Source organism: Fervidicella metallireducens AeB (assembly GCF_000601455.1).
GTDB classification, from domain to species: domain Bacteria; phylum Bacillota; class Clostridia; order Clostridiales; family Caloramatoraceae; genus Fervidicella; species Fervidicella metallireducens.
The window spans coordinates 1-24,411 of sequence record NZ_AZQP01000018.1; the positions used below are offsets into that span (position 1 = coordinate 1).

Genomic DNA, 24,411 nt, shown 5'->3' on the forward strand with positions numbered 1-24,411 from the left:
CCTCATTTTGTGCTTAAACAACTAAAAAATTTACTCTTCTGACCCAAATTGTATCTAACTTCGATTTTACAGTGGAAGTTAATTCTACAAAGTGGAAGTTAACTTTTCAATTCACCTTTTATTTAATTAAAAACATTGTTATTAACTTTAATCTTTATTTAGTTTTTTCTTGTCAGGTAAGGGACCAAAATATTGATAGTAATAACATTGTATTCTTCCATTGTATAGTTTTCTATTTTTATCAGCCTTTTTCCCAAATAGTTTTTGGAAATTTTCATTTGATGTCAATATAAAATAAGACCACGAATCTAATTTTAAAAAAACCTCACCTATCTCAGTATAAAGTTTTTCTACTTCCTTAATCTCACCTAATCGTTCACCATATGGAGGGTTGCAGATAATACATCCATACTTTTTCTTAGAACTAAACTCTTGTACTGGTAATCTTTGAAATGCTATATATTCTTCAACTCCAGCCTTTTGAGCATTTTCCCTAGCAGTTTTAAGTACCCTTCCATCTATATCAGAAGCAAGTATTCTGAAATTTTTATGGTTAATTTTATTTTTTGCATAGTCTCTAGCTTCTCTCCATATATTTGAATCTATATTGGGCCAGTCTTCAGAAATAAAATGCCTGTTCAACCCTGGAGCAATGTTTTTCCCAATCAGAGCTGCTTCTATTGCAATGGTACCCGAACCGCAAAATGGATCTGCCAAAACCCTTGTTGGTTCCCATCTGCTTAAAAGTACTAGTGCTGCTGCTAATGTTTCTTTTAAAGGAGCTTCTCCACTTAATTCCCTATATCCTCTTTTATGTAGCCCCGCTCCTGATGTGTCGATAGTTAAAGTAACTATATCCTTAAGTAGCGCAACTTCTATTTTATAAACAGGACCTGATTCAGAAAACCAATCCTGATTGTATTTAATCTTCATAGATTCAACAATGGCTTTTTTGACGATTGACTGGCAATCTGATACACTGAACAAGCCTGATTTTACTGATTTACCAACCACATGCATTTTCCCATTTATGGGGATTATCTCACCCCAGTTTATACTTTTTGTACCTTGGAATAACTCTTCAAATGTTGTTGCTTTAAACTCTCCCATTTTTATTAAAATTCTATCTGCAGTTCTCAGCCATAAATTACATGTAACTATATCCCATTCATCACCTTCAAAGGTTACTTTTCCGTTTTCAACAACCAGATTTTCATATCCTAAATTTCTAAGCTCCTGCGCCACAATTGCTTCCAACCCAAATGTGGCAGTAGCTATTAAAGTATAGTTCATATATTTCTCTCCTATCTTAATGTTACAGTTTTATTTGCCAGCATTAACATTATATAATCATAAATCATCTTTTACAACATCAATAGTTTTTTAGTAGTTATAGATTTATCTTTGATTTAGTCGTAAAATATTCATGTAGGGAGGTTGTTAATATGTCTGAAGCAGTTTTAAATTTTTTTATCTGTAATAATAAAGTTTACGATACAGTGGCATTTGATAATGTGTATGTTGAAGAACATCCATCAGTTTATGAAGTAATAAGATTAATTAATGGGGTGCCTTTGTTTTTAGAGGAACATTTTGAAAGATTGATTAGTTCTGCTACCCTATTAGGATATAACCTGAATATAACATTAGAAGAAATACGCAAAAATATTGAAAGAATTGTAGAAAAAAATAATGTTCAAAATTATAATGTTAAGCTTGTTGTAAACAATCTAGATGAAACAAAAAAAGATATGTATTATTTTTTCATCGAAAGCAATTACCCTGATGAAGATATGTATTTAAAGGGGGTTTCTGTATTTTTATATAATGGTGAAAGAGAGAATCCAAATGCAAAGGTTATTCAAAAACATTTAAGGAATAAAATTAATGAACAACTCAAAAAAGAAAAATGCTATGAAGCACTCCTTGTAAATAGTAATGGTGAAATTACCGAAGGCAGCCGTTCCAATTTATTTTTTATAAAGGATGATATTGTTTTTACAGCCCCATCAGAGGATGTTCTTATGGGAATTACCAGACAAAGAATCATTCGTTTATGCAGCCTAAATGGCATTAAAGTGACAGAATCAAAAATTAAAGTTGCTGAACTTGACAGTTTTGACTCTGCATTTATAAGTGGTACTTCTCCTAAGGTTTTGCCTATTTCAAACATTGGAGATATGAAACTCTCAACAAATAATCCTTTATTAAGAAAAATCATGGAAATCTATGACGATGAAATTAACAGTTATATTAAATTTCATAAAAAAACTGTGTAATATATTAAAAATTTAATTGGATTGTTGATACATATTATTTGTGAACAAAATTTACAAGAACGTCATGATATAACTCTGTAAAGCCTAAAACTTAGGGAATTATTCATGACGTTCTAAAATATAAGTCTTTGTAAAATGTTCGAAAAAATGTCTTTTCTATTATTTAGAAAAAGAAAAATAGGTTATAAACAATTCAAAAAGTGTTGTATAAATTTTTATAATTCATTTTTCCACAATCCATGTAAATTACAATATTCCCTTGCATAAATAACTTTTCCATCTACATTAAATAATGCTTCTGGCTTGTCACCTGGATTTAGATATTTTCTATATAGTTTATTATCAACATGTAATTCTATCCATTCAATATAGTGATTATCTAGCATTGGATGCTCTACACTTCCTACCTTTACTAAAAAACCACCATCAACCCTCTCAATTATTGGAACGTGCTTTTCCCTTGCAGCATCAACCGTATTCTCAACCTGTAATGTCATTGGTTTTCCACAACATATTAATTGTCCTTGCCCGCTATGAATCCCTTCCACTATGTTACCACAAACCATACATTTATAGACCTGTTTAACCTCTAACATTTTAACCCCTCCCGATAATTATTTTCTTTTAATATTTATTATACCATATAACTCAAATTGTAAAATAGATATACCCGACTTATATCTAAAATTTAACATTAATTAGTACTTCTCTCATCCATATTATATTTTATTCCAATCACGAATTAAATATTTCTCTGTTTTTATCTTTTCACAAAATTCTCTTGAATAATAGGTTATATTTTCTATGGATTTTACAGGAAATACCCCAGCAACACTATTAGTAATAAAACATTCTTCAAAATATGGCATTTCATCACTTGTAATCACACAGCATTTTACTTCATAGCCAGTTTTTTGAGAAAATTCAATCACTTTCTTTCTAATTATTCCATTTAATATTCCAGATGTTATGCTGGGTGTATAGATTGTGTTCTTATTTCTGAAGAAAATATTGGCATAACACGTTTCTGCTATTTGAGATTTTGTGTTTAGGAAAAGGGCTGTATCATAACCTTTAGATTTTGCCCTTATATCTTCCATATAATTAGTCCCATAGTTAAAGGTTTTAATATAATTCAGTATGTTTGCTTCATCTCGTTTTGTCCTTGTTAAACAGAGTCTCAGTCCATTTAAATATTGTTGCCCTTTATAATTGGCATCCCTTATTTCAAAGTTTAGTTTATTATCTAAAATAGCTATTTTTAATACTCCTTTACCTTTGTTTCTTATATTTAAATATTTTTCAATTTCATAATTGTAATCTTCATATGTCAGCTTAAAATCAATGCTAAGAATCCTTGCTGCCCTTTTATGTCTTTTAAAATGTTCATCAACGTAGTGACATTTATTTCCCTCAAAATATAAAGTCTCAAATGGTACTAATCCATATGCTAATTCCTTTCTGAAGATACAATCCAAGTTATTCACCCTTTCCAGTTAAAGCTTTATATATTGCTCTCCCTTTATGAAGGGTTTCTTCATATTCATCCTCCGGATCAGAATCCCATACAATTCCTCCACCTACGTTATAATATACTCCCTTGTCATTGATTACAGCTGTTCTTATCGCAATATTTAAATCAAAATTTCCATTATTGGAAATATATCCAATTGAACCTGTATATATTCCCCTGGATACATTCTCCAGTTCATCTATAACCTCCATAGACCTTAACTTAGGTGCACCTGTTATTGAGCCCCCGGGAAAGGTACCCTTGATTATTTCAGAAAAACTAATGTCCTTAAGTAATTTTCCCTGTATTGTAGAGACTAAATGATTAACAGTTGCATATTCTTCAACTTCAAATAAACTTTCAACCTTTACAGTTCCAGGAATGCATATTCTTGAAAGATCATTTCTTTCAAGATCAATAATCATCAACAACTCAGAACGGCATTTTTCACTGCTGTATAAATATTCTTTTAAGGCTTTATTTTCCTCATAAACAAGTGATTTTCTAACTGTTCCCTTAATTGGTCTTGTTGTTATCAAGTTACCCCTTTTTCTTAAAAATTGTTCTGGGGATGTTGATAATATATAGCTACCATCAAGGTCTAAAAAGGCATTATATGGTCCATAATTTACCTTTCTAAATCTTGTATATACTTCATGAGGATTTAGACTACCTTCTCCAAGAAATTGTTGGGAAATATTAACCTGATATGTATCACCGCATCTTATATATTCTCTAACACCTTCTACTCTTTCTTTAAACTCTTCCTTTGTAAAATTTGATCTCAGAATAACTCTGTTGCAATTTTTGTCATCAATATTTATGTATAAACATCCTTTTATTTTTTCTATTACTTTTTCGTCTTCAGTACATATATATGTACATTTATTAGCATGATCTATTAAAATAAAATCTTCAAAATATGCAAAGTAAACATCAGGAATGTTTACATTGATTGGATTATTATTTTTTACATTCATTATTTCCATCCCAAAATCATAAGATAAATATCCTACAAATCCTCCATCAAAGACCAATCCAGTATTTAAAGGTTTTTTCTCCATTAATAGTTCATCAAGTAATTTCAAGATATCTTTTTCAACCAGCATATTATTTATATACGAATGACCTTTTTCGTATTTTACAATAAATTGAGGATTAAATACTATTATTGAATTATCTCCAGTATCTTTAACCATAAAGCTGCTTTCAAGCAAAGCTGTGTTTTTATCCTTTACTTGTAAGTAAGCTGAATAGGAATCAATTTCATAATCTAGTTTAGTTATTTTCATTTCTGCCACTCCTTAAAAAGTTTTTAAGCATATCTAAACCATGCTCGGTTAATATAGCTTCTGGATGAAACTGTACTCCCTCTATATTATATTTTTTATGTCTTACACCCATTATCTCGCCAGTTAAAGTTTCAGCTGTTATTTCTAAATCATCTGGTAAAGTCTCCTTTGAAATTACTAGTGAATGATATCTCGTAACATTAATTGGATTTTTAAGTCCTTGAAAAACACCTTTGTTTATATGCTTAACCAAGTGTACTTTTCCGTGAACTGGACTTTTTCCCTTTACAACCTTTCCCCCAAAGTAGTAACCAATACATTGATGGCCTAAACATACTCCCAAAATTGGTATTTCGCCTTTGAATTTATCAATAACTCTTAATGGCAGAATTGCCTCTTCAGGACTTCCTGGCCCGGGAGATAATACTATAAAATCTGGTTTCATTTTCTCTATTTCTTCTAAGGTTACTTCATCTCTGTTTTTTACAACCGTTTCTTCACCAAGTATTAAAAAATAATGATATAGATTGTAGGTAAATGAATCATAATTATCGATGATAAGTACCATGTTGTCCCTCCATAAATAAAATTATATTTCAATTATAACTTAATTATGAAAATTGAAAAATAATAACTTTTTCTGTTTAAAAGACAAAAAACAAATTTTTAGTTAAAGTTCACTGACTTTTTACTAAAAATTTGCAAAATCTCAATAAATAAATTTTAAATTAGAACATAACGGTTTAAATTATTTCTATGCTTATTAATTAGCTCTTATTAAATGGAAAATTTCGCTCATATGTCAACCAACTTTTTACTAAATGAAAGTCGCTAAATAAGGAAATGAATAAAAGAAAAAGATTTAAATATAGATATTCTTTAAAAATAATTGTGATTAAAAGCATCATAACTGTAAAATAAATTGCCGAGAATTTTACTTCTTTTTTATTAAGAGGTCTAGATACGTCGTGAAATCTGGTCTTATTTGCTATGTCATAGCATCTTTTATGATACGCGGCATCAGAGAAAAATCCACGTACACATGTAATAAGATCATCTTTTTGTCTTATTTCACATGTACAAAGAGAACATAAAACTTTACCCATGTTATTCCCCCATTTCCCTTTTATATACATGTAATGTTATTATTTACATTATTATAACATTTTACTATCAACCCTTCAACTTAGTAAAAAAAATAAAGCAGAAACCTTATATTTCTGCTTTATACACCATATTATCCCTGATCTAAACCAGCTAAAGTCTTATCAAAAACATTTATTGTACATTTCTTTCCATCCCATTTTTCGCAATTTTCGCAACTTCTCCCATAATTTATTATCGAAGCCGTCATCCCTGATGAACTGTAATGATTACAAGTTAATCCAACCAATTTCAATTGTTCTTTACTAGCCACAAATATTCCTCCTTTTAAATAATACAATCTTATTATTTGTAGGCTAATATAAAATATTCTAGCTTTTTTTTAAATTACCATAATAACAACAGCCAATTGCTCCATTATATTGGGGTTCATTGAGGCAAATCACATTGTCAAAATCCATACTTAGATATCTTTGTAATGCAGAATTCATTGCAACTCCACCAGATAAAACCAAATTTTTTCCTTTAAAATTTGACAACATTGGATGCAGTCTCTTGTACAATGAATAATTAACCCCTGAACATAACCTGTCGAAGGAATTTCCCTCAGCTATTTTCCCAATTAATTCAGATTCTGAAAAGACTGCACATGTAGAATTTATCTCTACTGGATCCTCATAATGTTTAAACATTTCTTCCAATGGGATTTCTAAGATATTTGCCATATTTTCTAAATATCTGCCACATGAAGCTGCACATTTTTCATTCAGTTCTAAATCAGTTATAACCCCTTTTTCAACCTTAACAATTTTAACATCTTGCCCTCCCACATCTAAAAGTATAAAATCTTTTAAACTTAACTGATAAAACACACCATAAACGTGGGCTTTTATCTCATTTATTGGTTCAAATTCCTGCAAATCGATGTTGTTTCTTCCATAACCTGTTGATATCCCTTTATCTATGTTTTCAAACCCTAACTTTGAAGTATCTACGATGATCTTATTTTTGTAAGAACAATATTCTTTATAAAAACTTACCGTACTTAACTTAAATTTTTTTGTAATTATTGAATTCTCCATTAAGGCTATCTTAACTTCTCTGCTACCCATATCAATTCCTAATATCCTCACTTGATTTCCTCCTTCTGATCTGCAATCATATCTATAAAAGCTTCTAACCTTAATTTTGTTCTGGAATCAAGTTCATTTATTTTATCACCCTCTATATTTAGTACAGGAACATCTAATTCATTTTTTATAATGATATCCTCAATAGCTCTGTAACAAAATGCCTGTGTATAATGTATCACACCATCTATTTTTCGTTCTTTAATCTGTTTTTTTATTTCATGAAGTCTGAAATGTACATCATAGGGATAAGTATAGTTACAATATTGCTCATATATATTGCGTACTTCATCAAACCTGGGGAAAGCAAATTCTCTTTGAACCTCATTATATACAAACCTGGCATCAAATTTTTCTACAAAATCGTAAATATCTCCAGTCATAGGAGGAACTCCTATATAGGCTAGTCTAATTTTTTTTACATCTGCCTCTCTGCTGGCTATTTCTTTTTTCTTATCTATAAGCATAATCTTAAACTTTTCTAAATCCCCGTTAAAATCGCTCAAAGCTATTTGGAATAAATGATTTTCAAAACCTGTTGCTTTATTTTCTATATAGTTGAGCTCATCAATGTCCCTTGCTAAACTACGAATTTCCTTTAATTTTTCTCTAACCTCCTCAACATCCTCTTCCTTTACTTTAAATAATTCCATAAAATTTTGGATTGATTTTTTAACCTCATCAATATTCCGTGAATGCGGATATGCAAAGGGATATACTTTCACACCATTGAGTTTTAAAACTTCAATTAGTGCTTTAGTGTTAGAGCAATCTCCTTCAATTACTCCTACAACCTCATTTATTTTATTTTCCAAACAAGCTCCAAAGATTCCTTTTATCCATGCACAGAGACTCTTTGGAAATCCTCCCCTTTCCGCTATATCGATATATCTTCCATAATCCGCAGAAGTTATAAATAAATTATTTAAATCTACAACTTTATATCCTGCTGCTAAAAGAACTTCTATAGGAACTGTTGTAGTTATTCCAATCACTTTCATAGCATTGTCCCCCATCATTAACATTTATCTTCTTTTATTTTTATCATAAATAATTAAGAAAATACAAAAGGGGCTAAAAGCCCCTTTACTATTGAAATAACTAAAAAATTTAGTTAATCCTAGTTTTGTTTAGAGACAGGATGGTTTCGAACTGTCTTATTTATTTTACGTGGATAGTATAGCATATGATTTCAACTAAAACAATAGCAATATAAATTAATAAACCATTATGACTGCTCTATAACTTTTTTTAATTTATCAGGATAGTTAGTTATTATGCCATCTACCCCTCCTTGAATAAAGTATCTCATATAATTAGCATCATTTACTGTATAGGTGTTTATAAAAAGTCCTTCTTTTTTAATATTTCTGATAGTTTCTTTATTAATGCTATAATAATGGGGATGAATACCATCTGCTAAAGCAGTTTTTACATAATTTTCGGGACAGTATAATTTTTCTTCTACCAGCAGAGCAGTTTTAATATTTTTGTTTATCTTCTTACATTTAACCATTGAAACATGATTAAAACTTGATAATATAACTCTGTTTTCCATATTATAGTTTACAATTACATCAATTAATTTTTCTTCGATTTCTTTATAATCTATGACACTGTTTTTTATTTCAAAATTTATAGCCGTTTCTTTATTTTTAAAGTATGATAAAACCTCTTCAACAGAAGGGATCTTTATTCCGATAAACTCATTTGAAAACCACTTTCCAGCATCTAATTTATTTAATTCATTATAAGTATAATCTTTTATAAATCCAACTCCATCTGTTGTTCTGTTCACCATCTCATCATGAAAAAGGATAAGCACTCCATCCTTTGTCATTTGTACATCCGTTTCAATGCCATCAGCTCCCATTTTATATGCCCATTCAAAGGCAATCATAGTATTTTCAGGATAATATCCACTAGCACCCCTATGTGCAAAATTAACTACCATAATTCACCATCCCCATCATTCATTTTATATATTACTAACTTACATAAAACTTCAACACCACAAAGATTTTTCCTTCTTTTTAATTTTAAGTTTTCTTTTTCGTTAAGATGAGTTATGGTTGTTCAGCTAAGAGTTATATATCGTTTTTTATTAAATCTTCAAAGGTTTGCCTCTTTACAATAATCCTGTCTTTACCTTTATTAGCCATTACAACAGCAGGTCTTCTCATTCTATTGTAGTTACTTGACATAGTAAAATTGTAAGCACCTGTACTTAATACTGCTAATATATCTCCACTTTCTAACTTATTCAGCTGACAATCCTTTATTAATATATCTCCTGATTCACAGCACTTACCTGCAATAGTTATAACTTCTTTTTCCTCAGATTCTTTTTTGTTTGCAACTACAGCAGTATAATTGGCATTATATAGAGAAGGTCTTATATTATCAGTCATACCACCATCAATGCATACATACTTTCTTATACCTTTAATTTCCTTAATTGCTCCAACAGTGTAGAGAGTAATCCCTGCTTCCCCAACAACCCACCTTCCAGGTTCTATATAAACTGTTGGTCTTTTTAAACCATATCCTGAAAATTCTTTATCAACAGTTTTATTTATAATATCACTATAAAATGAAATATTTCTTCTCTCATCTTCCTTTGAGTAGTAAATTGCAAAGCCTCCACCAACATTAATTTCATCAAGTTCAATACCGTATAGCTCTTTAATCCTCCTGTATTCTTCCACCAATATCTTTACTGCTGATATATATATTTCATTCTCGAAGAGTTGGGAGCCTAAATGAGAATGTAACCCTTTAAAATTAAAACAGTTTGAATGAATTACTTTATCTATGGCACTTCTAGCACTGCCATCCTGCAAAGAAAAACCAAATTTAGTGTCTATCTGACCCGTCTTTATATAGTCATGGGTATGACCCTCTATTCCTGGTGCTACTCTAATTTGAACATCTATTCTTTTTCCCTTACCTTTAAGTAAACTTTCAAGCATATTAATTTCATAAAAATTATCTAACACTATTCTTCCCACACTTAATTCCACTGCCATTTGCAGCTCATCAATTGTTTTGTTATTACCATGAAATACTATTTTATCCATAGGAAAATCAACAGAATAAGCAGTATATAGCTCCCCAGATGAAACAACATCCAAACCTAGTCCTTCACTCTTTACTATTCTACACATCTCTTTATTTAAAAAAGCCTTACTGGCATATAGTGCTATCCCATTATATTTATCAATATGTTTTTTTCTAATTTCCCTGCATCTCCTTCTTATTTCAGCTTCATCCATTACATATAATGGTGTTCCATACTTTTCTACTAATTCAACACAATCACATCCTGAAATTTCTAAATTTCCTCTATCATTTATTTTTAATGAATTATAACCGAACATTTAAATCCCTCCCTTTCAATCTCTTAACTATATATGCAATTTATGTGCCAATTCTTTAGTATTTCACTTAAGATAACTCATATTCATATATCATAGTTATAATAATTATTTGCAATACTTAAATAATTACACAAAAAAAAGTACACAGTTCAAAAATACGGATTTTTCCGCAAATCCGAACCATGTACTAAAGTATCATTGAATATTCAATTATCTCCTGCAGCTTTTTATTACAATGGAATTCTTTTCTGTCAATTACCTCTAATATTCTGCCATTTTCCATATAAATGATATAATCACATAATCTTTTTGCTTGAAATATATTGTGAGTAACAATAATTATTGTTACTGTATTTTTCTTTTTATAATTTATTATAGCTTCCTCTATTACCTTTGTATTTTGTGAATCAATGTTGGCAGTTGGCTCGTCAAATAATAATATTTCTGATTTTGCTAACATAACCCTGGCCACTGCTGTTCTTTGTGCTTCACCCATTGATATATTTAAAGCATTTCTCTCAGATATATCTGTTAATTTAAATTCACTTAATATTTCATCTATTTCATTTTTATTATTTTCTCCTTGGAATTTAATCCCCATTTTTACATTTTCCCTTATGCTCTGATCAAACAAATATGGGTTTTGAGATACATACCCTGCCTTTTTCCTGACCTCTTCAAGAGTAATATATGAAGTCCCTGCTCTATAGTCTATACTTCCCTTATAGTCCCTATCCAATCCCAAAATCATTCTAATTAAGGTTGTTTTCCCAGCACCATTGGAACCTATTATCCCATAAGTCTTATTTTCTTTAAAAACAAAATCATTAATATTAATTACTTCCCTATTTCCGTATGCTTTAACTAAATCCCTTAAAATAATCTCCATTTTATTCACCTTAACATATAATATTCCTAATTAAAATTGTAAGAACGTGATGAAAAGATCTCGACCTGCTGGAAATGTTCATCACGTTCTAGAATAGTCAAATTTGTAAGCAGTCTTAATTATTGTTAATCTTCTAAGTTACAAAAAGCTTAAAATCCATTCTGGTCCAACAATTAGCGAAACTATTGCAAGAACAATAAATATTGTTAAGGCTAATTTTACTACTTTACTTACAACTTTAACAGCCAATATTATTAATGCTATTACAATTATCCAATATAGAATATCCATAAAACACCTCCATAGTTAAAATTAATCTAATTATATGCTTAATTAAGTAAAATTTATTACCAGGCAGCCTCTTAAACCAAAGCCTTTGCGGAGTAAATATTTTTCTTTTTATATAGTGTTGCGCTTAAAATAAATCTTATGGATAAATCAATAATAATTGCTATCCATATCCCCGCAATACTTGTTTTTAATTTATATGTAAAAAATAAAGCCAATGGAATTCTGACTCCCCAAAGTCCAATTGCTGATATTATCATTGGTATCTCTGTATATCCTGCTCCCCTTAATGCACCATTAAGAACTCCTGCAAGATTTTGAGGAAATTGCACAGGTCCCATTAATAACAAATATTGTGCACCGATTATTATTATTTCATAATTAGTTGTTAACATGCCCATAATCTGCCTGGGAAGAAAGAATAAAATTCCTGCACAAAAAGATGTAATAATAACTGCTCCTTTGAAAATTTCCTTTATATACAGCTTTCCAAGATCCCTATCCCCTGCTCCTAATGACTGACCAACAAATGCAGTTGCAGCAACATAAAATCCAACTGCAGGCATATAAGAAATGGCTTCAGCCTGAAGTCCTATCTGGTAAGCAGCAAAGGCTATCTCACCATAGGAAAGTATTATCTTAGTAAGTACGATTGCAGAAAGTTGCCAAAAAACCGACTCCAAAGCTGAAGGAATTCCAACCCTGTATATACGTGATATTTCACGTATATCAAATTTGAATAGTTTTTCATTAACTGTATTGTTTAATACACCCTTTCTTCTAAACAAAATTACCAAACCTATAAAAGCACCAATAGACTGAGCAGCTACTAAAGAAAATGCAGCCCCTTTTAAAGAATAAGCTGGTACACCAAACTTTCCAAAAACAAGTATATAGCTTAAAACTATGTTTACTAAATTCATAATTAAGGCTATTATAGCTGGAATTATTGAATTACCCATTCCCTGAAGAACACCAGCTACCACAAGCATTATAACCATAGATGGCAAGCCAAAGGAAACAATTTTTAAATAAAGCAGGCTATTTTCCATTAGCACTGCCTTAGGACTAAAAATTTTTAATAAACTAGAAGCATTCCAATAAATCAATTGTTGCAATGTAATTGCCAAAACAATAGATGATATTAATGTCTGCTTTATAACGTTCTTCAGTTTTTCATTGTTTCCAGCACCATATGCCTGTGCTACAAATACAGTAGCCCCTGTAGTTATTCCTTTAAAAATTGCCCAGACTACTTGAGTTATCCTACTACTTAACCCAATAGCTGCAACTGCTATGGCACTGATTCTGCCTATAATGGCCATAGAAATAAGACCTGTTGTCATTTGTAAAACATTCTCCAATATTATTGGAAAAATCATAGTGTATATATTTTTTCTAATGTCTTTAATTCTTAAATTGTCCATCTTTCACCCCACTAGGAAATATTTTTATCTTATCGTATTTATATTTCTACATTCTTTTAGTTTTTCCTTCACAAAAGTATCTCACACATTTTATTGACAATAAAATTTTACTGAGTTAAAATAAGATTGCAAAAATTTAAATAATGAAGCTTCAGGTGTTCCAATATGGAATGAAAAGGGAAAGCGGTGAAAATCCGCTGCAGCCCCCGCTACTGTATACGGCGACAAAGCTCAATCCACTAAATATTTGGGAAGGAGAGCTTAGGATGACCCGTCAGCCAGGAGACCTGCCTGTTGCATACTGGATCTTTCGGAGGGAAAGAAGAATGTACGAATTATTTTGGTATATTTCTTTTAAAGAGCCTCTTAGGCTCTTTTTATTTTGCTTCCTTAATAAGATTCAGAATCTATTATAATTCATAAATTTGAAAGGAGTATTAAAGAAATGACTAACTATTTTAAAAAGGCAGTTGCCCTGCTTTTAACTCTAATACTTATGTTAAGTCTATTTACATCATGTTCAAACAAAAAAAATTCTTTACAAAACAACACTACTAATGTAACAACAACTTACCCTTATAAAATTGTTGATTCATATGGTCGTGAAGTTACAATTGATAAAAAGCCTGAAAGAATAATTTCTCTATCTCCAAACATAACAGAAATTGTAACTGCACTTAATGCAACTGAAAGGCTTGTTGGGAGAACAGATTATTGTGATTATCCTGAAACTATTAAAAGTGTAGCTTCAGTAGGCAGTATTACTGAGCCTAGTATTGAGAAAATTGTTGAACTAAAACCTGATATTGTTATTGCATCTTCATTGCTTAAGAAAGAAATCGTTGATAAAATAGCTGCACTAAATGTAAAAATTGTAATGATTAGTGAAAAAGAAAGTTTTGATGGTGTTTATACTACAATCCAAAAAATTGGTGAAATTATAGATGAAAATAATGCTGCAAAAAATCTTATAGAAGGAATGAAAACTAAGGTTTCAGAAGTTACAGAGAAAGTTAAAAATGCTGATAAACCTAAGGTTTATTATGTAGTTGGTTATGGTCAGTATGGAGATTATACAGCTACTAGAGATACTTTTATTTCTCAGTTGATTGAAATGGCAGGAGCTACTAACATAGCAACTGATGCAGAAGGTTGGAAGTACAGTCTTGAAAAGATAGTAGAGCATGACCCTGATATTCTGATTTGTTCAAAATATTTTGATACAAAAAAAGGTATTGAGCAATCAAATGGATATAAAGATTTAAGAGCTGTAAAGGAAGGCAAATTATTAGAAATCGATAATAACATGCTGGACAGACAAGGTCCTAGATTAGCTCAGGGACTTGAAGAACTTGCAAAACTTATACATCCTGAATTATTTAAATAATTATCAGCTTAGTTATATTCCTCCAGTAATTACTGGAGGAATATAATTGTATAAAAATAATGAAATGAGGAATTGCTATGACCTTCGAGGATAGGAAAAAAAATTATAAGAGTTTAATTCTTATATCAATTGTAGTTCTATTACTTTTGATATTATCGACAATTGCTTTTGGAGCTGCCAACATAACTTTAGAGGACTCATTGAATATTATTTTATCAAAAATACCTATATTAAAAAGGTTCTCCAATATGCAAAACATTAGCTCAGCCCATGCTGCTATACTTTTAAATATCAGATTACCAAGAATTCTCTTATCTTGTATTGTAGGGATGGGTTTATCTATTGTCGGAGCTGTTTATCAAGGAATTTTTAATAATCCTATGGCTGATCCTTACGTTCTTGGTATTTCATCTGGTGCAGCGCTAGGAGCAGCAATTGCTATTGTATTCCATGTTGAAAGTATGTTTTTAGGAATTAGTGGAGTAGCTTTTTCAGCTTTTCTATTTTCCATTTTAACAACACTTGTAGTCTATAATATTGCAAGGGTTGGTAATAAGGCACCAACTGTTAATTTGCTTTTAGCCGGTGTTGCTGTTAGTTTTTTCTTATCCTCCTTGATATCAATAATTATGATATTAAATAGAAACGAATTGGACAAAATAGTATTTTGGACTATGGGAAGCTTATCTGCAGCAAATTGGAAACAAGTTATATTTCTCTTTGTTGTTACTGTTCCTTTGTTCTTAGTTATGTTGTTTTTCTCAAGGGACATTAATATTATTCTACTTGGAGATGATTCAGCTAAAAGTCTTGGAATAAATGTTGAGTTAGTAAAAAAAATAATGCTTCTAATATCTTCAGTATTAATTGCTTCAATAGTATCAGTAAGTGGTATCATAGGTTTTGTCGGTTTAATAATACCTCATATAGTAAAACTGTTGATTGGATCAGACCATAGAATACTTATTCCATTTTCAGCAATAATTGGAGCCTGTTTTATGCTTTTATCAGATACCCTTGCAAGAACACTACTTGCCCCTACTGAAATACCTGTTGGCGCAATAACCTCATTATTTGGTGCTCCTTATTTCATATATCTTCTTTATAAAACTAAGAAGAGGGTGTTATAATGTCTATGGATAATTTTTCAATTATAAAAATAGAAGGTTTAAATTACAGTATAAATGAAAAGGAAATTCTAAAGGATATAAATTTAGAAATAAAGAAAGGCTTATTTTATAGTATTGTAGGTCCTAACGGTTCAGGAAAAACAACTCTTCTTAGAAATATTTCAAGAACAATAGAACCTCCAAAAAATACTATCAATATAGAAACTAAGGACATTCTTGATTTTAAATATAAAGATTTTGCCAAAATATTATCCTATGTACCCCAAAATACCAGTATTGATTTAGACTTTACTTCATTAGATGTAGTCTTAATGGGACGTCATCCATATTTAAAGAGATTTGAAAGTGAAAAACAATGGGATTTGGCTGTTGCAGAAAAATCTATGAAAATGACAAACACTTGGCACCTTAAAGATAAAAGTATTAAAACTTTAAGTGGTGGTGAAAGACAAAGAGTTGTAATTGCACGGGCACTTGCACAGGAAAGCAGAATTATGCTTCTTGATGAACCAATATCACAACTTGACATACATAACCAAATAGAAATTATGGATACAATTAGACTTTTAAATAAGAAGTATGGAATTACAGTAATATCTGTTCTTCATGATTTAAATATTGCTGCACAATACAGCGATTACCTTATATTTCTTCATGAAGGTCAAATTGTATCTCTTGGGGAACCAGATTCAGTGTTAACAGAAGAAACAATTAAAAAAGTATACAATTTGGATGTATTGATGATCAAAAATCCAATTAACGGTAAGCCTCATTTAATACCAAAATCCCCAAGATACAGTGGGTTATAAATTAATAATTTTAAAAAGAAGAGGCTGGAGCACTAGTAATTAGTGTTCAGCCTCTTTAATTTATTGACATACATCAATATAAACAAAGTTGCATCATTTAACTTTGTAAACGCCACTTAACTCTACCTTTTTAACTTTGGTATTATATAATCGTAAAGAAAACCAATAAAAAATACTGTAAAAGCAGCAACACCTGACATCATTGCTAATAATGCTCTAACTAAATCCATAAATGCCACTGTACTTTCTTGTTGTGATAAATAATAATTGTATACTCCAAATATTAAAGCTAAAATACCAGGTATATATTTTACATATTTTTTTTCTTTGAAATGCTTATTAAGTAACTTAGTCATAAAGGAAAAAATTACGATTATTAACAAAAGACTAAACACATATCTGTTCATTAATTCACCCCTATACAATATTAATTTTCCCTATTTATATTATATCGCAAAAACAAAATTTCTACAATTTTCGTCTTTGTTTTTAATTTAAAAATTTTTATTATTTTAGATTATAAAAATTCAAAAAAAATCTACCATTAGATTGATTTATTTATCTAATGTAGATTCAATATATTACAATACCTTTTTCACATCATAGAGTGCTCTTAAGACTAGCCAGTTTTGTGGGAAATATCTGCCTATTGTCCAATAGCTGACGCCACCTAAGTTGTACTTATTAACAAGCAATAATTTTGCTAATATACTTCTAGCATCTTCAAACCAAACTTCATGCTGCTTTCCATTTCCATCATAATAATTGTAAAAAGGAGATTCGGATTCCTTATCGTATTTAATAGCAGCTTTTACCATCCTTGCAAGTTCTACGGCACCCGTGTTAGATAATGTTTTTGCTGCAGATCCCTGAACAAATGGCAACGTCCAATCATACCCATAATTTGGAATTCCTAATAATATTTTATTTGGTGGAATGGCTGTTACAGCATAACTCAGTACCTTTTTGACTTCATTGATTGGAGCTACTGCCATGGCTGGTCCATAGGTATATCCCCATTCATATGTCATAAGTATAACATGGGAAACATATTTACCAATTGAAGGATAGTCATGGGCCTCATATAACAATCCCTTTTGCTCTCCTGAAGTCTTTGGTGCTAGAGCAACTGTTAAAGTGTAACCTAAAGGTTTAAGTCTCTCGTTCATTTTTCTTAAAAATTTTATATAATTTTCTCTATCATAGGGATAAATGTATTCAAAATCTACATCTAAACCATAATAACTCTTTTCCTTTAAGACATTAACCACGTTTTCTATTAATTTATTTTGAATCACGTTATTTGTCAGTATCTCATGGGCTATATCACTGCTAAATCCCTTCCCTTCCTCAATATTGGATATTACCATTAAAGGTGCTACCCTGAGTTTTTTTGCTTCATTTATCAGAGGCAGGTCATTTATTTCCTTTAATGTCCCATCCCTTCTTACTTCATAACTGAATATACTTAGATAAGTTAAGTTTGGAAGGGTTTTCATCAGTACATTCATATCTATATTAGGAAAAGCATACCCATTTACTTCTATAGTACCAAGCTTTTTTGTTTTGTCTGGTATATTTATTACTTGCCCTGGCATAAGTACATTTCCTAGATCTGGATTAGCCGACAATAAATCCTTAGTATTAACCCCGTAAAATTTACCTATAGAATAAAGACTTTGACCTGGCATAACCTTATGTTTTCGAAGGCCTTCAAGTACAACAATGGTCTGACCAACAACCAAATTATTAGGATTCATCATTTCATTATCTTTTATGATTTTGCTCATATCCACTCCATATAGTTTTGAGATACTATATAGACTTTCTCCAGGTTTTACAACATGTAATATCAAAAACCTCACCTAGTTTAAGTACTCTATTTATATTATATGTTGATTATCAATAAAATGTTACTTACATAGTAACATTTGTTATTTATGAAATTTTTAATTTTACTATTTTAATTGCCACAGCATTTTTTGTATTTTTTACCACTTCCACATATACAAGGATCGTTTCTACCTACTTTTTTCTCCTCAGAATTCTTCTCTTTATAGACCTCAATAGATGTATTACCCTTTAACACCCAAAGCTTTGTGTTATTCCATAAATTTTCAATGTGTTTTGTAATTTCTAGGAAAATACTTAAATCTTTAATATTGAACTTTTTTGATAATAAATCTAGTATTTCTGAAAAAGCATAATTGTTTTTTATTAAATATTTACACTTCTCAATAATTTCCCTTGCATATTCTTCTGAAGTATTATATGTTAACAAGATATAATTGTAAAAATCTTTCTCATGTTTTTCTAAATTTATTTCCATTCCACAGCTAGCATTAAGAACTTCATTTATATTAAGCTTTGCAAAATTTATATCCTTTCTCTTTTGTTGCTCAATGTATATTACTTCCGGTGATAAAACGTCTTTAAAATAATAAATATCATTACGCTTTAGTATTGTATCTTTATATTCTGCATTAGAATTTAGCTGCGTTAAAAATTCATCTGATTGAATGTCCTCTCCAACAAATTCTTTAACCATATGATACAAATCATCTGCATTCATTACACCATAATAAAATAAAAGCCCCTTTGCAATTTTTATCCATTTATGTCTTTTTAAAATGTCATCATAATAAATTTGATTCAATAAAAGTTTATTTATAATTTCTACAAATTCTAGTGGAATCTTAACTTCAGTTTTTACCATATCAGAAGATGCTATATAAATAACACCCCATTTTTTAATATTTAGTATCTTTTTTCTAAGTTGAAGATCAAATAAATTTACACAAGATTTACCACTGTTTTTTATAAGTGATAAAATGAATTTAAACTCCTCTTCTGTAAGTCTCTTTAATATGTAAGGTAGCTTCTCTTTTATCTCTTCTGATAAAAACCTCACAAGGTCACTCTTTTTTAACTTTGAATTTCCCTTCACTTCTAATCTTTTCTTTAAATCATTTAGTTCTGATACTTTCAGAAATTCTAAATACTCTTCTATTGACAACTCTTTATCTGTTTTTATTATCATCCTTTTAAAATCTTTTAACTCCATTAGATCTACACAAAATTGTGATTTAGTTGTGCTACTTTTAACTATTTTCTGTTCATTGGTACATTTTTTCATTTGCAATTTTCCCTTCTAAGCAACTATTTGTTATTCTACCTGTTAAGAAATAAATTAATATTAACAACAAAATATTTTATTATTTATTTATAATATGTCAATAGTTTGGATAACAATTTATATCATATAATTAATTCTGCTATTTATTTAAAATTATAAATATGTTAAAATACTTCTATCTAAATTAGTGGGGGTGGAAATATGGCTCAATGTAACGAAAAATGTACTTGTCCGAAAATTGAATGTGAAAACCATGGCAAGTGCTGTGCTTGTATAAATTATCACCGTGAATGTCAAACTCTAGTTTATTGTATGAGAAATATAAAAGATAAATAAAATTTTAAATTTACATAATTATATGGTTGACACTTTTTATTTTGAATATTATAATTTCAGTAATAGATTTAAAAACGATGAAGAGAAGAGTAGCTATAGGTACGATTTAAAGCGAGTCGATGATGGTGGAAGATCGATATGAGGCCTATAGGGAAGAACATCTCGGAGTTTCTAACCGAAATTCTTAAGAAAAGTAGGCTTAGACGGAGCCAAACCGTTACAGATTGGAGAGTATTATTTAGTACTTGTTAGAGCTGGTCATATTCAATATGACAAATAGGGTGGTACCGCGAAATATAACCTTTCGTCCTTTAAGGGATTGAAAGGTTTTTTATTTTTGAAACAGTATAAAATTTTCTAATATAATCAACAATAATAGTCTAGGAGGTATGGTTTATGACAACTACATTAGTTAAAAATCTCTACAGAGAAACCGAAAAATTTACAGGTAAAGAAGTTCAAGTTTCTGGTTGGATTAGAACAGTTAGAGATTCTAAGACTTTCGGCTTCATTGAATTAAATGATGGAAGCTTCTTTAAGAATGTTCAAATAGTTTTTGACGAAAAATTAGATAATTTTAAAGAAATAACTAAGCTTTCTGTAAGTTCCTCAATAGTTGTTAATGGTGTTTTAGAATTAACGCCCCAAGCAAAACAACCCTTTGAGATAAAAGCTACAAAAATTGAAATACATGGAACATCATCACCAGATTTTCCACTACAAAAGAAAAAGCATTCATTTGAGTATTTAAGAACAATTGCACATTTAAGACCTAGAAGCAATACTTTTTCAGCAGTCTTCAGGGTTCGTTCAGTTGCTGCATATGCTATTCATAAATTTTTCCAGGAACGTGGATTTGTCTATGTTCATACTCCAATAATAACTGGAAGTGACTGTGAAGGTGCAGGAGAAATGTTCAGGGTAACAACCCTTGATCTAAACGATGTTCCAAGAACAGAAGAAGGAAAGGTAGATACTTCAAAAGACTTTTTTGGAAAAGAAACTAATCTTACAGTTAGCGGACAGTTAAACGGTGAAGCTTATGCCTTAGCTCTAAGAAATATCTACACTTTTGGGCCAACATTCAGAGCAGAAAATTCCCACACTGCTAGACATGCTGCTGAATTCTGGATGATAGAGCCTGAAATGGCCTTTGCAGAACTTGAAGATTACATGGATATAGCAGAGGAAATGGTAAAATATATCATAACCTATGTTATGGAAAATTGCCCAGAAGAAATGGAATTCTTTAATACTTTCATTGAACCTAATCTTTTCGATAAATTAAACAATGTTGCAAATTCTGATTTTGCAAGAATAACCTACACTGAAGCTGTAGAAATACTTAAAAAATCTGGCGTTGAATTCCAATACCCTGTTGAATGGGGAATCGATCTTCAAACAGAACATGAAAGATATATAACTGAACAAGTATTTAAAAAGCCAGTATTTGTTACAAATTATCCAAAGGACATTAAGGCATTTTATATGAGATTAAATGATGATGGAAAGACAGTTGCAGCTGCTGATTTATTAGTACCAGGAATAGGTGAAATTATAGGTGGTAGCCAAAGAGAAGAAAGATTGGATGTTCTTGAAAGCAGAATTAACGAAATGGGTCTAAAGAAAGAAGACTATTGGTGGTATCTGGAACTGAGAAAATACGGTGGAACTAAGCATGCTGGCTATGGTCTTGGATTTGAAAGAATATTAATGTATTTAACAGGTATGACAAATATAAGAGACGTAATACCTTTCCCAAGAACTGCTGGAACAGCAGAGTTTTAAAATTAATACCTCACCAAATTTTTATGAATAAATAAATACAGTTGCAAAATAGAAAAATCAAATATCTAGATCCTACGTCCATAAACTCTGCAATAAATCAAATGTAGAATTTTCAGCTACATATTTATTAAGCAGATTTATGGACTTTCCTTTGTGAATATAAACTTTTATACTGGAGGTAAACATGGAATTGGAAATAATAAAATATATACAGTCTTTTTCAAATCCTATATTAGATAATGTTTTTCAATTTATAACCATCCTAGGAGAAGAGTATTTCTATATATTGTTTCTTACTATAACCTATTGGTTCATTAACAAAAAATTTGCTTATAAATTAGGTTTTACATTTTTAATCAGCGGCATACTAAACTGCGCTATAAAGGATTTATTTAAATTTAAAAGACCTATTGGGACAAATGGTATACGTTCACTTCGAATAAGTACTGCAACAGGATTTTCATTTCCAAGTGGACATACCCAAAATGCCGCTGCCTTTTGGTTTTTTTTAATTAAAAACATAAAAAAACAATGGATAAACATTTTGGGTACTATTATGATTTTTTCTATAGGTCTATCAAGGCTCTATCTTGGAGTACATTGGCCAAAGGATGTAATAGCAGGTATCCTCCTGGGTATAGCAAGTGTTTTTATAACAGATTCTTTGTTTGAATATAGCGAAATCAACAATAAACCACAAGTTTTTTTATTTATTCTAATTCCTGCATTCTTGGGGCTTTTTTTCTTTAGAAGTCCTGATTACTATAAAGCTGTAGGAATATCCACTGGTTTTTATATAGGATACATACTTGAAAGCAAATTTATAAATTTTGAAATTAATAAAAGCCTGAAATTAAATGTTGTTAAGTTTTTTATTGGTATAATACCAATAATTTTAATTAAAATATATATTAAAAAATTTTTACCAGAATCCATTCTTTCAGATTTAATTAGATATTTTTTAATAGGGATTTACACAACAACTGTAGCTCCAATATCATTTAAAAAAATTCATTAATCTAAATATGGCATTGTGTATATCTGAAGTAATTACACATTGATATTTCATCCCATCGAAATCTTTATAGTAATGCTCTTAAATTAAAAAACTGCTTAAAAAATTATTACTCTATTAAATCATATTTAAGTCAATCTTGTAATAAAATTTTATATAGCAATTTACAAGAAAGGATGGATATGAAGAAAAAACAATTTATCTCAAAAATTCTTATCTATATTTTATTAACATTTATATTAAGTGGTCCAATAAATTCCATGGCAGTTGAAGAGCCAATTGTTATTTCTCAGGAAATATATGTAAATAACATTAACATAGGTGGTTTAACTAAAGATGAAGCATACCAAAAATTAAAGGAAGAATTAAATAAATTTATAGAGGAGAAAAAAATAAATTTTGAACTAGAAAACATTTCTTTTTCAGCACCATATTCTGCCTTTGGTGTGTTTTACGATATTGATTCTGCTATTAAACAGGCTCAGCAATATACTATTGATAGACTTAATGATAATACTTCTGTAACATCTCCTTACTATATAGAACTACCTATGTCATATAATGAAAACTTAATCCTTGACTATGCTTCAAGTGTTTCCTCCAAATATAGTAAATTACCAGTTAACGCAAAACTTGAATATGTAAAGGATTATGTTGTTATAAAAAAGGAGGAATATGGAATTAATATTGATGAAATAGAATTATCAACTAACATTGTATTAGCCATACTAAATCTTGATGAATCAGTTAAAGTTCCATACATAAAAATATCTCCTGAGATTACATCTGAGAAACTTTCAAAATCTAATTTCAAAATTGCAGGTTTCTCAACACCACTTAAATCTTTAGATGCTAATAGAACAAATAATATCATTATAGCTGCAAATTCTATAAACGGATATATTATTAAGCCAAAAGAAACCTTTTCTGCAAACAAGGCTTTTGGTGCAAGAACAAAAGAAAATGGCTATAAGGATGCTCCCATATTTGTAAATGGAAAGGTAGAGCCAGGACTAGCTGGAGGTATATGTCAGTTAGTTACAACCTTGTACAATACTGTTTTATACTCAGATTTACAAGTCATTGAGCGAAAACCCCATGGAAAGGCTGTTACTTACGTCTCCCCTGGCAGAGATGCAACAATATCTGGTAATGCTATTGATTTTAAGTTTAAAAATACCACAAACTATCCTATTTATATCCAAACCTACGTCGACACTAAGAAAAAACAGGTAACAGTAAATTTTTATAGTCAAATGCCATCAGGTAATACAAAAATAGATATTTCATCATACGTTTATAAAAAAACCTCAACACATATTTATTCTAAAACCTATAAAAAAATATATGTTAATGGCAAACTGACTAAAACCGTTTTGGTTTCATCTGATTCATATTTAAGGTAAGTTAACCAATAGTTAAATTTTAAGTTATATTGAACCCCCTGAAGAATTTAAACCTAATTCCTTCAGGGGGTTTTGTTTTTTAATAATTTATGTCAACAATAA

Annotated in this window: 25 protein-coding genes, 1 riboswitch and 1 other annotated feature; of the genes, 8 read left to right on the forward strand and 17 right to left on the reverse strand. The window is 30.0% G+C overall.

The window, feature by feature from the left end; all coding sequences use genetic code 11:
* Positions 1–147: 147 nt before the first annotated feature.
* Entirely contained in the window at positions 148–1,293 is a 1,146-nt protein-coding gene (locus Q428_RS06895; protein ID WP_035379452.1) for a THUMP domain-containing class I SAM-dependent RNA methyltransferase, read from the reverse strand.
* Between the two features lie 152 nt (positions 1,294–1,445).
* On the opposite strand from Q428_RS06895, the gene Q428_RS06900 reads away from it, so the two are divergent.
* A complete protein-coding gene (locus tag Q428_RS06900) occupies positions 1,446–2,279 on the forward strand; it encodes an aminotransferase class IV (RefSeq protein ID WP_035379454.1) in 834 nt (277 codons plus the stop codon).
* Between the two features lie 215 nt (positions 2,280–2,494).
* Here Q428_RS06900 and Q428_RS06905 read toward each other — a convergent pair whose 3' ends face one another.
* From Q428_RS06905 to Q428_RS06960, 13 genes are all read right to left on the reverse strand, one after another.
* Complete coding sequence (locus tag Q428_RS06905; RefSeq protein ID WP_035379456.1) at positions 2,495–2,875, reverse strand: desulfoferrodoxin; 381 nt, start codon at positions 2,873–2,875, stop codon at positions 2,495–2,497.
* A gap of 123 nt (positions 2,876–2,998) precedes the next feature.
* A complete protein-coding gene (locus Q428_RS06910) occupies positions 2,999–3,757 on the reverse strand; it encodes an aminotransferase class IV (protein ID WP_035379458.1) in 759 nt (252 codons plus the stop codon).
* A 1-nt stretch (position 3,758) separates the two neighbouring features.
* Positions 3,759–5,084 (reverse strand): aminodeoxychorismate synthase component I, encoded by a 1,326-nt coding sequence (pabB, locus tag Q428_RS06915; RefSeq protein ID WP_035379460.1) that lies wholly within the window; start codon positions 5,082–5,084, stop codon positions 3,759–3,761.
* Positions 5,071–5,652, reverse strand: coding sequence for an anthranilate synthase component II (locus tag Q428_RS06920; RefSeq protein WP_035379462.1), 582 nt, complete (start codon positions 5,650–5,652; stop codon positions 5,071–5,073). The genes pabB and Q428_RS06920 overlap by 14 nt, the downstream gene beginning before the upstream one ends.
* 199 nt (positions 5,653–5,851) lie before the next feature.
* Positions 5,852–6,190: a hypothetical protein gene (locus tag Q428_RS06925; RefSeq protein WP_035379464.1), complete on the reverse strand. Its 339-nt coding sequence runs from the start codon at positions 6,188–6,190 to the stop codon at positions 5,852–5,854.
* A gap of 131 nt (positions 6,191–6,321) precedes the next feature.
* Positions 6,322–6,501, reverse strand: a complete 180-nt coding sequence (locus Q428_RS06930; RefSeq protein WP_035379466.1) for a hypothetical protein — start codon at positions 6,499–6,501, stop codon at positions 6,322–6,324.
* Between the two features lie 58 nt (positions 6,502–6,559).
* The gene (locus Q428_RS06935) at positions 6,560–7,321 is read right to left on the reverse strand and encodes an acyl-CoA dehydratase activase (protein ID WP_035379468.1); all 762 of its coding nucleotides are present in this window, start codon (positions 7,319–7,321) and stop codon (positions 6,560–6,562) included.
* Complete coding sequence (locus Q428_RS06940; protein ID WP_035379470.1) at positions 7,318–8,319, reverse strand: 2-hydroxyacyl-CoA dehydratase family protein; 1,002 nt, start codon at positions 8,317–8,319, stop codon at positions 7,318–7,320. Before Q428_RS06940 ends, Q428_RS06935 begins: the two co-directional genes overlap by 4 nt.
* 227 nt (positions 8,320–8,546) lie before the next feature.
* Entirely contained in the window at positions 8,547–9,272 is a 726-nt protein-coding gene (locus Q428_RS06945) for a glycerophosphodiester phosphodiesterase (protein WP_035379472.1), read from the reverse strand.
* Positions 9,273–9,405: 133 nt separating this feature from the next.
* Positions 9,406–10,698 carry a diaminopimelate decarboxylase gene (gene lysA, locus Q428_RS06950; RefSeq protein WP_035379474.1) on the reverse strand — a complete coding sequence of 431 codons (1,293 nt, stop codon included), beginning with the start codon at positions 10,696–10,698 and terminating at the stop codon, positions 9,406–9,408.
* Positions 10,699–10,885: 187 nt separating this feature from the next.
* On the reverse strand, positions 10,886–11,587 hold the full coding sequence (locus tag Q428_RS06955; RefSeq protein ID WP_035379476.1) for an ATP-binding cassette domain-containing protein: 702 nt from the start codon (positions 11,585–11,587) through the stop codon (positions 10,886–10,888).
* Between the two features lie 138 nt (positions 11,588–11,725).
* Positions 11,726–11,878, reverse strand: a complete 153-nt coding sequence (locus Q428_RS15380; protein ID WP_161633602.1) for a hypothetical protein — start codon at positions 11,876–11,878, stop codon at positions 11,726–11,728.
* 71 nt (positions 11,879–11,949) lie between these two features.
* On the reverse strand, positions 11,950–13,302 hold the full coding sequence (locus Q428_RS06960; RefSeq protein WP_035379478.1) for an MATE family efflux transporter: 1,353 nt from the start codon (positions 13,300–13,302) through the stop codon (positions 11,950–11,952).
* A gap of 136 nt (positions 13,303–13,438) precedes the next feature.
* Positions 13,439–13,611: riboswitch (cobalamin riboswitch) on the forward strand.
* A gap of 136 nt (positions 13,612–13,747) precedes the next feature.
* On the opposite strand from Q428_RS06960, the gene Q428_RS06970 reads away from it, so the two are divergent.
* From Q428_RS06970 to Q428_RS06980, 3 genes are all read left to right on the forward strand, one after another.
* A complete protein-coding gene (locus tag Q428_RS06970; protein WP_035379482.1) occupies positions 13,748–14,689 on the forward strand; it encodes an ABC transporter substrate-binding protein in 942 nt (313 codons plus the stop codon).
* 77 nt (positions 14,690–14,766) lie between these two features.
* Complete coding sequence (locus Q428_RS06975; protein WP_035379484.1) at positions 14,767–15,819, forward strand: FecCD family ABC transporter permease; 1,053 nt, start codon at positions 14,767–14,769, stop codon at positions 15,817–15,819.
* On the forward strand, positions 15,819–16,628 hold the full coding sequence (locus Q428_RS06980) for an ABC transporter ATP-binding protein (protein WP_051515023.1): 810 nt from the start codon (positions 15,819–15,821) through the stop codon (positions 16,626–16,628). Before Q428_RS06975 ends, Q428_RS06980 begins: the two co-directional genes overlap by 1 nt.
* Before the next feature lie 122 nt (positions 16,629–16,750).
* Here the strand turns inward: Q428_RS06980 and Q428_RS06985 are convergent, their stop codons facing one another.
* The 3 genes from Q428_RS06985 to Q428_RS14475 all read right to left on the reverse strand — a co-directional run bounded on the left by Q428_RS06985 (position 16,751) and on the right by Q428_RS14475 (position 19,764).
* On the reverse strand, positions 16,751–17,035 hold the full coding sequence (locus Q428_RS06985; protein WP_035379486.1) for a hypothetical protein: 285 nt from the start codon (positions 17,033–17,035) through the stop codon (positions 16,751–16,753).
* A 174-nt stretch (positions 17,036–17,209) separates the two neighbouring features.
* Positions 17,210–18,484, reverse strand: coding sequence for a glycosyl hydrolase family 18 protein (locus Q428_RS06990; RefSeq protein ID WP_035379488.1), 1,275 nt, complete (start codon positions 18,482–18,484; stop codon positions 17,210–17,212).
* A gap of 107 nt (positions 18,485–18,591) precedes the next feature.
* Positions 18,592–19,764, reverse strand: coding sequence for a YecA family protein (locus Q428_RS14475; protein WP_051515024.1), 1,173 nt, complete (start codon positions 19,762–19,764; stop codon positions 18,592–18,594).
* Between the two features lie 201 nt (positions 19,765–19,965).
* Here Q428_RS14475 and Q428_RS16330 point away from each other — a divergent pair, with 201 nt between their 5' ends.
* The 4 genes from Q428_RS16330 (at position 19,966) to Q428_RS07010 (ending at position 24,309) form a co-directional block, all read left to right on the forward strand.
* Positions 19,966–20,100, forward strand: coding sequence for a hypothetical protein (locus Q428_RS16330; protein WP_278244880.1), 135 nt, complete (start codon positions 19,966–19,968; stop codon positions 20,098–20,100).
* A gap of 68 nt (positions 20,101–20,168) precedes the next feature.
* Positions 20,169–20,415 (forward strand) — a binding site (T-box leader).
* An 81-nt stretch (positions 20,416–20,496) separates the two neighbouring features.
* Positions 20,497–21,888: an asparagine--tRNA ligase gene (asnS, locus tag Q428_RS07000; RefSeq protein WP_035379491.1), complete on the forward strand. Its 1,392-nt coding sequence runs from the start codon at positions 20,497–20,499 to the stop codon at positions 21,886–21,888.
* A gap of 184 nt (positions 21,889–22,072) precedes the next feature.
* Complete coding sequence (locus Q428_RS07005) at positions 22,073–22,906, forward strand: phosphatase PAP2 family protein (RefSeq protein ID WP_035379492.1); 834 nt, start codon at positions 22,073–22,075, stop codon at positions 22,904–22,906.
* Positions 22,907–23,085: 179 nt separating this feature from the next.
* On the forward strand, positions 23,086–24,309 hold the full coding sequence (locus Q428_RS07010; RefSeq protein WP_035379494.1) for a VanW family protein: 1,224 nt from the start codon (positions 23,086–23,088) through the stop codon (positions 24,307–24,309).
* The last annotated feature ends 102 nt before the right edge of the window (positions 24,310–24,411 follow it).